Source organism: Thiomicrorhabdus sp. ZW0627 (assembly GCF_029767005.1).
GTDB lineage: Bacteria > Pseudomonadota > Gammaproteobacteria > Thiomicrospirales > Thiomicrospiraceae > Thiomicrorhabdus.
In genome coordinates this window covers 236,167-248,095 of record NZ_JARUQR010000002.1, presented here as the reverse complement: position 1 = coordinate 248,095, position 11,929 = coordinate 236,167, and the positions used below count along the sequence as shown (strand labels likewise).

The following is an 11,929-nucleotide window of genomic DNA, read 5'->3' as shown; positions in this document are numbered from 1 at the left end:
TTCCCCTTAAGACACATTATGAAAAGGCGCTTGCTGTTGATCGTAACGCCGGAGGATCTGCTCCAGTGAAACCGGGCTGATTTTCTGTTTGACTTCCACCCCCAACTTTTCAAGTTGTTCAAGCGTGGTTTGAATCAATAACGGCAAGGTCTGTTTAACGGTGTCAGTCAGGGAGATGGAAACCGAATCCATGTCTTCCGGCACCATCGCAATCACCTGAATGTCGGCCACGTCTCCCGCCAAAGCGCCCAACTCCAAAGTTTGTAACACTTCAACTTCATGCGCGGTGCGTCGATAGTTCCCCATACCTTGAAGCACCTCTGAGGGCAAACAATAGACACTGCCGGGTTCGCCCTCTTCGTCTACACTGATGGTATCCAACAGCAGAAGATGGTCGTAACTCTGATAATAATGGATCAGGTTCATGCCGATGGTGCCGCCGTCAATCAGGTCGATTGGCGGCGAGAAATCGTAATTGTCTTTCAGGAATTGCGTCGCGTAGATGCCAAGACCTTCGTCCCGGAACAGAATATTGCCAACGCCGAGCACGGCGATGTTCGGTGTGTTTTCGGCTTCTGTCACTTACAGCCCACCGATTGGATGAACCCGATGTTCCGCCAGAGTTTTACCCTTGGCGTCGATGACATGCACCGCACACGCCAGACACGGATCGAACGAATGCACCGCGCGCAACACTTCCAACGGCTGTTTCGGATCGGCAAGTGTTAATCCCACAATCGCTTCTTCATACGGCCCGCGTCGCCCTTTAGCGTCTTTGGGCGAGGCGTTCCAAGTGGTCGGCACCACCGCTTGATAGTTCTGTACCTTGGCCTCGTCGATACGCACGAAGTGGCTCAAAGTCCCGCGCGGCACTTCCACCACGGCGCACCCTTTGGTGTTCATAGGAAGGGATTCGAAATCGTATTTCGTCCAGGTCTCTTCGTCGTAATATTTGATGTTCTCAATCAGCTCGCTGACGAAACCGAAAATCATGTCGCACACCACTTCGGCCTCGACGGCACGCGCCGCATTACGCCCGACCGAACTTGAAAAGTCGATCAATTCCATGCCGGTGTCGTCCATGAAATGCTGCATATACGGCTTCACGTACTTTCCACCTTTCAGGTAGCCGATTAGCATCCGCGCAGCCGGCCCCACTTCCATCGGCTCGCCTTGATAACGCGGTGCTTTGATCCAGCTGTATTTGCCTTCGGTTTTCAAGGTGCCGTCGGTATTCAAATCGGTGTAGAACGGTTCGGTGGTTTCGTCGAACGGGCTGGTCGGCGCTTCGTCTGCATACCAGGAACGCGCCGCCTCTTCGGTAATGTGGGTGACATCGAACTCATCAAGTTTGTCGAAGTCGTGCGCCCAAATCACACCGCTTTCAAACAACGGTTCGTCATCGCCCAACGGGAAACCGCCGGAGGTCATGAAGTTACCGCGGCCGCGGCCGAATCCAGCTTTGATGTCGTCGTTATAAGCAGCCACCACCATTTTCATATCCGGCAGATAAGCGCGCTTGAGGAATTCCTGCGTGTCTTTGATGATGAACAGATAATCGTTCAACCGCTGAGGGTTCAGCATATCCATGACACTGGTGACACCGCCGACCACCAGATTCTGCGGGTGCGGCGTCTTACCTGCGAAAATCGCAATCGCCTTGCTGACCTCGCGCTGGATGCGCAGGGCTTCCAGATAGTGGTTCATATGAATCAGGTTCTCTTCCGGCGACAGTTTGTACTGTTGGTGCCCCCAGTAACCGTTGGCGAACAGACCCAAGCGCCCCGCCTTGACGAAGCTGCTGAGTTTTTCCTGCACCGCCTCTAAATCACCCTGCGAACAATTGTACGGCTGTTTGTGCCACTGATGAGCGACCTTACTGGCCTGCTCACAATCGGCGCTCAAAGCGGCGACCACATCGACGTAATCCAACGAGTGCAGATGATAATAATGGACGATATGATCCTGAACGAACAACGCCAGAGAGACCAAATTACGGACGATTTCGGCGTTTCTCGGCGGCACGATCCCATAGGCGTTTTCCACCGCCGTGATCGAGGCGCGGTAATGCGAGTTGGTACAGACACCGCAGATACGCTGCGCGATCAATCCGGTATCGCGCGGGTCACGTCCTTTGAGGATGGTTTCGATGCCTCGAAACAACTGCCCCGATGCCCAGGCTTCGGTGACCGTGTTGTTTTCATCCACCTCGATCTCGACCCGCAAGTGGCCTTCGATGCGCGTAACCGGATCGATGACGATTTTCTGTTTTGTCTGTGTCATGACTTTAACTCGTATGGAACATTGATGACTTTTCGGTTATTGGCCAGTTCGTCGAAGGCGACCTTGCCTTTTCCACAGGCGATGCAACCGTGCCCGACCTGAACCGGCCAGGAGGTGCCTTCGTTGAATTTAACCTGCGAACAGTTGATGTCGGCGTAAGGCCCTTTACAGCCCATCTCGAACAGACACCAACCTTTCTTGGCGCCCTCATCGCCCCATTCGCGGACGAACTCGCCCGCGTCATAATGGCCTCGGCGTTCGCAGTTGTCATGCACGCGCGGCGCATAAGCCCAAACCGGTTTATTGTTCTCGCCCAGCTCAGGGAATTCACCGAACATGACGTAATGCAGTAAAGTGCCAACGATGTTGATTGGGTTCACCGGACAGCCCGGCAGGTTGATAATGTCTTTACGCCCCAAAGCTTCGCTCACGCCCACCGCTCCGGTCGGGTTCGGCGCAGCGGCCACCACCCCACCGTCATAAGCGCAGGAACCCACTGCAAAAATGGCGGCGGCTTTATCGGCCACACGTTTCAGCAAGGCCTCTCCGGTTTCGCCTTTGGGGCCGATGCGCAGGAACTTACCTTCCATGCCCAACGGCACGGCGCCTTCGACGATGAGAATGTATTCGCCACCGTCTTCCTCAATTAACTGATCGAGTCGGGTTTCGGAATGCGGACCGGAAGCGGCCATCAGCAATTCGTGGTAATCGAGCGAGATGAATTTCAGGATCAGTTCGTCCACCGTCGGATTGACCGACTTGATGAAGCCTTCCGAGTTCCCGGTACAGTCGGCCAGCTCCAGCCAGATGACCGGCACCTTGTTCAAATGCTGAATCCCCTGATACACCAAATCGTCGAATTCCGGCGGCAAGTCCAGATTCAAGGTCATCATCGACACCCAACCGTTAAACTCGTTGACCTTGTCGAATGACTTCAATGCCTCTTCCAGATTGCTGCTGTCGATCTGGTTGCTCGGATGCAGGCGGTTGTATTTTTCCAGTCGATGTTTAACCTTGTCCAACTGCTTCTGTTTCTCAGCCGCTTCACGCTCGGCTCTCTTACGTTCGACTTCGGCCTTGTCCACATGCGCCGTCGCCACCAAATTGGCGACGTCTTTCTTACAGCGTCCGCAAACCCGGCCGGCCTGTGTGTAATCCTTGAGTTCGGCGAAACTTGTGACCGCGTTCGCCTCGATGATGTCGACCAAGTCTTTTTGGTAGGCGCCGACGCAAGTACATATCAAAGGCCCGCGTTCGCTTTCGTGGCGGTTGTTGTAGAGATAAGAAGCGTCGATGTCCTGATTCTCGATGATCAGTTGCTTGAGATAAAGTGCATCGACATTGGAGTTGACGCCGATGAAGCGCATCAACTTCTCGTTATTTAGAATGTACTGATCGATACGTTCCTCTTTCTTGGAACGCAACAGTACCACTTCGTTGTCTTCGTCGCGCATATTGTAGTCGGGCGAAGAAACGTCGGTGAAATGGAACGAACCGACCTTGAGGCCGTCGATGGCCACCTCACGCTCAAAGCTTTTAGGCTCGACCTTGAGGATATTGCTCACCGCAACGTCGGCCTGCAAACGGCAGTCTTTGGCGTGCCCGGCGGTGAAACCGGTTGCGTCGATTTGCGCCGCCTCGCCCACCGCATAGATGAACAGATCGGATGTACGCTGTGTGTTATCGACCAGAATCCCGCGGTCGCATTCGAGTGCGTCACGCGCGAAATCGACGTTTGGCTTAATGCCGATCCCGAAAATCAGAAACGGGTCTTCAATGGTGTGTTTGACGGTTTTCAGGCTCGTGATATGACCGTTCTCAACGACCTTGTCGGTGATCTGGTCGTTGAACGAGATGGTGATGCGCGGATCGGCTTCGAAAGTCTTCTGAATCAAGCTCACGCTTGAAGGGTCCAGATCTGGCGAATACAGACTCTCGTCGATGACGATCATATAGATTTTTTTCGGCGCAGGCATGCGCATCAAGGTGTCGAGCAGTTCCAGACCGATCGGCCCGGCTCCAATAATCACCACGTTACGGTCGTTCAGATTACCAGCAATCTTGAAACTGTCGTCCGCGCTGCGGAAGGTCACCGCATTGTCGATCTGGGAGATGTCGAACAGCGTCTTCGGTTGGGAGCCGCTGGCAATAATAAGGTAGTCGTAGTCGAAACGCTGATCGTGACTGATGACCTGTTTGGCCTTGCGGTCGATCGCGGTGACTTCCTGATTGAGCTTGACCTGTACACCCGGATGCAGATCGAGCGTGATGTCATGGATATCCGCCACGCCTTCGACAAGATCGCACAGATGGATTCGGTCATAAGGTGCGTAACACTCTTTGGAGAGGATCAGCACTTCGACATTCGGGTCTTTTTCCAGGATGGTGTTGGCGAGATAATCCGCCGCAATACCACCCCCAATGATCACTATTCGCATGACAACGCTCCCGGAAAAATGCCTGTTGGAGGAAAGGTTCTATTTCCCCTAAATTCATTGGTATTAATACTACTTCATTTCAAGTTGCATTAAAAACATCTCTTCGCCATCTGTAACAGAAATTTCAACACTCTGACACAAAGGACAGACGTAACGGTGTTCGTCCAGTGTGCTGTGTTCGCCGCAGCCGCGGCAAAAAATCTTAACCGGCTGGATCTGCATGTCCAGTTCGGCGGTTCGGCAAACCGGACTGGCTTCCCTGAAAGTATCGAATGCGGTCGCCAAAAGGTCGGGTTCCACGCCACTGAGTTTGCCTATTTTAATGACCACCTTGCTGACTTCCGTGGCCTGATTATCCGAAGCGAGGTGCTCGCACTGTTCGATCAGGTCACGGACGATGGAATATTCATGCATGGCAACCGGGTTCCTTAACAACTTATCAACAAATTCTCGGCAGAAGTTCGCCCTTCGGCAACTCCAGAACCCGTTGACTGCCCCAAGGGGTTTGCAAAACCACCAGGCCTGCCTGAAAATCGGTCACCTTTCCGATGACCGCCGCCTTTTGTGTGAAGTCGAATTGACTCAAAACCTGCAAGGCCTGTTCAACTTGTGAACAGGGTAAGGCAATCGCAAACGTGCCTTCGTTGGCGAAGTCGTAAGCTTCAAATCCCAACAGTTCACACAATCCTCTGACCGACTCGCTGACCGGAATCTTTTCCTCTTCGATTTCAATGCAGACTTCGGAACTGTTGGCCCATTCGTTCAGTAAAGCCGCCAACCCTCCACGGGTGGCGTCACGTAAAGCGTGCAACTCCAATCCCGCATCCAACAAGGCTTTGACCGCTGGCCACAATACTTGGCAATCGCTTTTAAAATCACCATGCAAGTTGATGCTTTCACGCTCGGCCATCACCACCGCGCCGTGACGGCCGATGTCGCCGGAAACAATGACGGCGTCCCCCATCTGCAAATTATGCGCCGAAGGTTTGACGATTTGACCGGTAGAAATCTCACCGATACCGCTTGTGTTTATAAACAACTTATCCACAGCCCCCCTGGGGACAACTTTTGTATCGCCGCAGACGATTTTGGCATCACTGTTCTGCAATTCGTCCGCCATGCTCTGCACCACCTTTTCCAAAGTGTCGAACGGCAGACCTTCTTCAATGATAAACGCGCAACTCAAATACAGCGGTTTTGCCCCCATCATCGACAGATCGTTCAGAGTTCCGGCGATTGCCAGGTTACCGATGTTCCCGCCACTGAAAAACAACGGGCTGACAGTGAAACTGTCGGTGGTGAACGCGGTTTGTCCCTGCAAAGACAACACGGCGGCGTCTTCAGATTTCAACAGAACGTCGTTGGCGAAATGGCGGTAGAACAACTGTTGAATCAGTTGCTGGGTTTCCGCTCCGCCGCCGCCATGACTGAGTTCAACCACCTTCATGCACTCGCCCTCTTCTGCTTCGTGGACGGCGGTAAAGAAATTTCCGCATAACGGTAATAGGCGTTGCACGCCCCTTCGTCGGACACCATACAACTTCCCAGCGGACGTGTCGGATCGCAGCCGCGGCCGAAGACCTTGCAGTCCTGAGGTTTGGCGAGTCCTTTAAGGATGTCGCCACAGATACACATCTTATGGTCGTCGATCGGTTCATCGGAAAGCCGGTCAGCAAACACAACTTCCGCATCCAGTTGTCGATATTCATCTTTCAACTGCAACGCACTGTGAGCGATGTCGCCCAACCCGCGCCAACGGAAATGGCTACGCGGTTGCAGGTAGGTGTCGATTAATTGCTGCGCCTTGAGATTGCCTTCGAGACTGACCGCCCGCGTGTATTGGATTTCCACCTCGTGGCGCTGTTCAAGCACCTGTTCGACAATCATCAGAATGCCTTGCATCACGTCCACCGGCTCGAATCCGCTGACCACAACCGGCATCTCATAGTTCTCCGCCAAAGGAAGATAAATCTTGGCACCGCTGATGACGCTGACATGCGACGGCCCGATCAAAGCGTCGATTCGACAGGCCGGATCGGAAAGGATCACTTCCACCGCGGGCGGCACCAGAACGTGATTGATATGAAAATAGAGGTTGTCCAATCCTGAATCGATTGTCTTTTGAATCACCGCTGCGGTCATCGGCGTGGTGGTTTCAAAACCGATGGCGAAGAACACCACTTGCTTATCCGGATTTTCCCTTGCGATCTGAATCGCGTCCAATGGTGAATTCAACGCGCGGATGTCACAACCCAACGCTCGCTGTTTCGCCAAGCTGCTTTTGGAACCGGGAACACGAATCATGTCACCTAATGTCAGTAAAATGGTGTTTTCCATTTGCGCCAGCGAAATCGCATGGTCGATGCGCTCTTTGGGCATGATGCAGACCGGGCAGCCCGGACCATGAATGAATTCGATGTTGTCCGGCAGAATCTGATTCAGGCCGTACTTCATGATGGTGTGGGTATGACCGCCGCAGACCTCCATGATATGAAGCGGCGCTTTTAATGAAGACGAGGCCTGCCGGATTTTTTCGGCGAGCACACGGATCGTCTGCGGCTCTCGAAAACCTTGATAAAGGTCTTGAAGCTGCAATCCACTCATGACGATACCTGTCTGAGATTGGCGTCTTCGGCGTCGATGAGATCGGCCATTTCTCGATAGAGTTTCAGACTTTCGAGCGCGTCTTCCTGGTCGATCTTGTTCATCGCGAATCCGACATGAATCAACACATAGTCACCGATATCAACCGCTTCCGGCATCAAATCGAGACTGACCTGACGCTGCACACCCATGGTATCGACCGTGGCGATATTGGCGTCGTCTATTTGAATCACTTTGGAGGGAATCGACAGGCACATAATGGAATCACTCGAATGAATTAATCAGGCGCGCATTTTGCGTTTGAATTCGACCCACTCAACCACCCGTTGAATCGACTCCGGGTCTTTACCGGAAATCTCCAGAATATCGACATTCGGTTTAAGCTGTCTGGCCATGGCCTTCGCCGCCTGCATATCGAAATCGAAATGCGGCAACAGATCGACCTTGCTGATCAGCACCAGATCGGCCTTGTGGAACATGACCGGATACTTCTCGATTTTATCGTCACCTTCCGGCACCGACACCAGCACCACGTTCAAATGACTGCCGACGTCGTAACTGGCCGGACAGACCAAATTACCGACGTTCTCGATGAAGCAGACATCGATGTCGTTCAATGGCATGGCGTGCAAACCTTTATGCACCATGAAGGCATCAAGATGGCAGGCGGAACCGGTTTGGATCTGATAAGCAGGAATGCCTTTGGCTTGAATACGCTCTGCATCGCGGGAGGTTTGTAGATCGCCTTCGATGACACCGAACTCAAATGGACGATCCGACAGTTCCGCTAAACTTTCCAACAGACTGGTCTTACCACTGCCCGGACTGCTCATCAGATTGACCGCCAATACGCCGGCTTTGTCGAAGTGGGCACGGTTATGTGCGGCTTCATGGTCGTTCTTATGCAAAATCTTGCTGATGACGTCCACGGTTTTGGCGTCGTTGAGCTGAGGGTTATCGTGAACCGGAACGAATCGGGTCGGAGCTTTCAGCGCCGAATCCGTTATTGAACAACCGCAATCTTCACACATAAGACCTCCTTTGAATCCTAAAATCGACTAACGTTCAGCCTAACAGTATCCGGCCGCCCACTGCAATCGAAACCACTCCCAGTACGCCGAAGATACGGCGGACATTCGAAAGTGAATTCAACCAATAGCGGTTCACAGCCAGAATCAAAAGACCGAAGAAGACAAACACCAGCATCACGCCCAAAGCAAACAGGGCGATCATATTCCAAGTCACTTCCTGACTACCGACCAGACTCAAAGTCACCAGCATGCCGCGCACGCCCCCAATACCCATCAATACCCCCAGACTCAAAGCTGGCATGGTGCCGCTGAAACGGGAGTGGCTATGATGTTTGGAAAAACTGATATGAACGTGTTCGCGGCCTTCATGGATGTGTTTATGCAATAAAATACGATCGGCGGCCACCAGATAGAGCAGATAAACGCCCATCATCAGAATCACGCTGGCGGAAATCACATCGCCGTAATCGGTAAACGCTTCCGATGCAGGAAAACTTTGCAGGATTTTGGCAAAAACGAATAGAGTCAGGCCGTGCCCCAAGGCAAACAAAAGGGTAACGGCTGCGGTTTTGCGGACATTCTTTCCGATTGAGAAATCGGCGATGGCAACCAGATGGTCGGGCCCCATCGCGTGCAATACGCCATACCAGAAAATGATAAACAGTCCGACTTCCATTCTCGCTACCCTTTTCTATGTCTCCGTTTCAAACATCCCGGAGAGACCACACTCATTGAAATGAAAAGTGTATCACCTAGATTGCACGACGGGTTCTTAAATTTCAACCTGTTTACGCATTTTTTCAATTCCCGAAACGATTCGCAGCCAATAAAAAAGGCCTGGAAACCCCAGTGGGATTTCAACAGGCCTGTTCATTTCAAAAAGAAGATCGAAAATTGAAATTAACCGATTACCGGTTAGTAAGGGTTAATAGAACTCATATAAGGGCGTTTCGTAATCCTGTTCCATCCAGGACTTCAAAATGCTACGCGCAAACTTCGGCTGAACCGGACGAGCGTTGTCACCCATCAATTCGTTCATCTGCTGGATCTGCTCCGCAGAGGCTTCGATCGGATGCTTGAACACCATCCAGTAAACCCCTTCGGAACACGGCGGCGTCGTCAAAGAACCGCTGTACTTATAGAACTCGGGATTCGGCGGAATGAAATGCGCCGGATTAAGTTTAAGATCTTTATGAATCTCCTCTTTCCCCATCACTTTTGGCAGACGCTTCAACAATCCGTTCAGATAAGGGTTCTCTTCCCCTTCCTGGAACAACACACCCAACACCGCCAGATTGCCGTCGCCGTCTTTGTGCACCAAGTGCATTTCCATTGGATAGGCAAACCCTTCCTTGTGATGTTCGCTCGGAGTGTGGAAGTGATACTGCATCAATTCGAAACGGTGTCCGCCAACCTTGATGTAACTTCCCAACGGGAAATTAATCTGGATGCTGTGACCGTTATTGATGATCTTTAAAGGTACTTCACGATAGACGATGTCAAGGTTTGGAAGCCCTTGGGTACCCAGTGCGGCTTTGTCACGCAGGTCAATTGGAGACTGATTACGGCCGGTATTACAGGTTGCAAAATCCGAAGATAAATCGCCCCACTTTTCTGGTCGGCCCTCGCCCGAATAACCCCAATGAACTACATGGTTCTGCTTGGCGGCTTCGGCTGGATGTTCGGTTTTCGGAGTTTTTTCAGCGGCAACGGTCTCGGCATGCTTAACGGCAGGAGCGGCCGCTTTATTTGCCGCTTCCTTTTCTTGTTTCAGTTTTTCCGCTTCCGCATTCAAATCGACCAACGGCTTGGTCAACTGAACGTCCGCCGCCGTAACCGGCGCGCCAATACTGATCAGCAATGAAAACAGCAGACTTGAAACAACCGTTAACGAGAAGTTCGGTCTCATGTAAAACTCCAAATAATTGACATATGAATGAATATACCGAGACCTATAGCAAAATCGTTGCCATTTACTTCACAAACGGCTTTTTACTGTTTTGCCCGCTATGGTTTAACTCGTTCGTTGAGAATATCCTGAAACACATCAAGCTCGGATTTATGAATGGCAAAAATCCCCTCGCCACCATGTTCGAATTCAAACCAGTAGAACGGCAGTTCCGGATAGGCCTGTTCCAAATAGTATTGCGAGACACCTACCTCGACAATCAGCACGCCATCTTCGGTCAAATGTTCGGACGCTTCCGCCAGAATGCGACGCACGATATCCAATCCATCCTGCCCTGCCGCCAAGCCCAGACTCGGCTCCTGCTGGAATTCTTCCGGCAAGTGGTCCATTTCGATCTGGTCGACATAAGGCGGATTCGACAGAATCAAATCGTACTTTTTGCCGTCCAAGTTATTGAACAAATCGGACTGAATGGCGTGTGCAACCTCATTCAACCCATACATATCAATGTTCTTTTGCGCCACTTCCAAAGCCGCCGACGAGATATCTGCCAGATCGACTTCGGCGCATGGAAGGGTTTGCAAGGAAGCAATCCCAATGCATCCGCTTCCGGTACACAAATCCAAAACACGCGTCACCTTCTCAACGTCTACCCAGTTATGGAACTGTTTGGCGATCAGTTCGGCGATTGGTGAACGTGGTACCAAAGTCGATTCGTTAACGATGAAACGCATTCCGGCAAACCACGCTTCTCCCGTGATGTAGGCGGATGGCTTACGGGTTTCGATACGGTGCTTGAACAGTTCCGTAACCTGCTGTTTTTCAGGCTGAGACAAACGTGCCTGCCAATAACTCTCAGGCACTTCCTGTGGCAAATGTAAAGCATGGAAGACCAGTACTCGCGCATCGTCAAACGCATTATCGGTGCCGTGACCGAAGAAGAGATTAGCGCGTGTAAATAGAGAACCACCCCAACGAATGAAATCGATGACCGTTTCCAACCCTTCAAACTGATAATTGATATTGGTCACAAGTTTTACCCTTTCTTAACCGCATGCTTTGGACGGAATGCTTTGACGAACGTTTCATCCGTCTCCAAATATGGCCCTTCAATCAGGTCGACACAATAAGGTACCGCCGGGAAGACCGCTTCCAAGCACTCACCGATTGCAGACGGTTTCCCCGGTAGGTTGATGATCAAACTGGAACCACGCGTTCCGGCAATCTGTCGCGACAAAATCGCGGTCGGCACATACTGCAAAGAGACCGCACGCATCTGCTCAGCAAACCCGTCCAGAATCTTATCGCACACCGCTTCGGTCGCTTCCGGGGTCACATCGCGTTTCGCCGGACCGGTTCCGCCGGTGGTCAGAATCAGACAACAGCCGTGCTCGTCGGCCATTTCCTTCAAAGTTGATTCAATCAATGCCTGGTCGTCTTCAATCACTTTGGCGACCGCTGTCCATTTCGAAGTTAAAGCTCGGTCAATCCATTCCTGCATGGCCGGACCGCCCAAATCTTCATACTCACCTCGACTTGCACGATCCGAAACCGTTACGAACCCGATTTTAATTTCGTCTTTTTGCATTTTGAATCCTTGAATCTGACAACATTAATCCGCATATAATACCCTAATTTCCAAGATTATTACGAATAAGAGCAGC

Annotated in this window: 12 protein-coding genes; all 12 read right to left on the bottom strand. The window is 51.7% G+C overall.

The genetic code is table 11. From position 1 onward, the window contains the following. Positions 1 to 6: 6 nt before the first annotated feature. The 12 genes from QCB45_RS07405 to mog all read right to left on the bottom strand — a co-directional run bounded on the left by QCB45_RS07405 (position 7) and on the right by mog (position 11,853). Positions 7 to 582, bottom strand: a complete 576-nt coding sequence (locus QCB45_RS07405; RefSeq protein ID WP_279420247.1) for a HyaD/HybD family hydrogenase maturation endopeptidase — start codon at positions 580 to 582, stop codon at positions 7 to 9. After that, positions 583 to 2,283, bottom strand: a complete 1,701-nt coding sequence (locus tag QCB45_RS07400) for a nickel-dependent hydrogenase large subunit (protein ID WP_279420246.1) — start codon at positions 2,281 to 2,283, stop codon at positions 583 to 585. Continuing rightward, a complete protein-coding gene (locus tag QCB45_RS07395) occupies positions 2,280 to 4,721 on the bottom strand; it encodes a hydrogenase small subunit (RefSeq protein WP_279420244.1) in 2,442 nt (813 codons plus the stop codon). The genes QCB45_RS07400 and QCB45_RS07395 overlap by 4 nt, the downstream gene beginning before the upstream one ends. A gap of 69 nt (positions 4,722 to 4,790) precedes the next feature. Continuing rightward, complete coding sequence (hypA, locus tag QCB45_RS07390; RefSeq protein ID WP_279420243.1) at positions 4,791 to 5,135, bottom strand: hydrogenase/urease nickel incorporation protein HypA; 345 nt, start codon at positions 5,133 to 5,135, stop codon at positions 4,791 to 4,793. A gap of 25 nt (positions 5,136 to 5,160) precedes the next feature. Next, positions 5,161 to 6,168, bottom strand: coding sequence for a hydrogenase expression/formation protein HypE (gene hypE, locus QCB45_RS07385; protein WP_279420241.1), 1,008 nt, complete (start codon positions 6,166 to 6,168; stop codon positions 5,161 to 5,163). Then, positions 6,165 to 7,325, bottom strand: coding sequence for a hydrogenase formation protein HypD (hypD, locus tag QCB45_RS07380; protein WP_279420239.1), 1,161 nt, complete (start codon positions 7,323 to 7,325; stop codon positions 6,165 to 6,167). Before hypD ends, hypE begins: the two co-directional genes overlap by 4 nt. Continuing rightward, positions 7,322 to 7,582: a HypC/HybG/HupF family hydrogenase formation chaperone gene (locus QCB45_RS07375; protein ID WP_279420238.1), complete on the bottom strand. Its 261-nt coding sequence runs from the start codon at positions 7,580 to 7,582 to the stop codon at positions 7,322 to 7,324. Before QCB45_RS07375 ends, hypD begins: the two co-directional genes overlap by 4 nt. Positions 7,583 to 7,606: 24 nt before the next feature. Further along, positions 7,607 to 8,356, bottom strand: coding sequence for a hydrogenase nickel incorporation protein HypB (gene hypB, locus QCB45_RS07370; RefSeq protein ID WP_279420237.1), 750 nt, complete (start codon positions 8,354 to 8,356; stop codon positions 7,607 to 7,609). A 34-nt stretch (positions 8,357 to 8,390) separates the two neighbouring features. Further along, positions 8,391 to 9,032 (bottom strand): hypothetical protein, encoded by a 642-nt coding sequence (locus QCB45_RS07365; RefSeq protein WP_279420235.1) that lies wholly within the window; start codon positions 9,030 to 9,032, stop codon positions 8,391 to 8,393. A 249-nt stretch (positions 9,033 to 9,281) separates the two neighbouring features. Further along, on the bottom strand, positions 9,282 to 10,265 hold the full coding sequence (locus QCB45_RS07360; RefSeq protein ID WP_279420233.1) for a carbonic anhydrase family protein: 984 nt from the start codon (positions 10,263 to 10,265) through the stop codon (positions 9,282 to 9,284). Positions 10,266 to 10,363: 98 nt separating this feature from the next. Then, positions 10,364 to 11,296 (bottom strand): 50S ribosomal protein L3 N(5)-glutamine methyltransferase, encoded by a 933-nt coding sequence (prmB, locus tag QCB45_RS07355; protein ID WP_279420231.1) that lies wholly within the window; start codon positions 11,294 to 11,296, stop codon positions 10,364 to 10,366. A 5-nt stretch (positions 11,297 to 11,301) separates the two neighbouring features. After that, positions 11,302 to 11,853: a molybdopterin adenylyltransferase gene (gene mog, locus QCB45_RS07350; protein ID WP_279420229.1), complete on the bottom strand. Its 552-nt coding sequence runs from the start codon at positions 11,851 to 11,853 to the stop codon at positions 11,302 to 11,304. Positions 11,854 to 11,929: the final 76 nt, after the last annotated feature.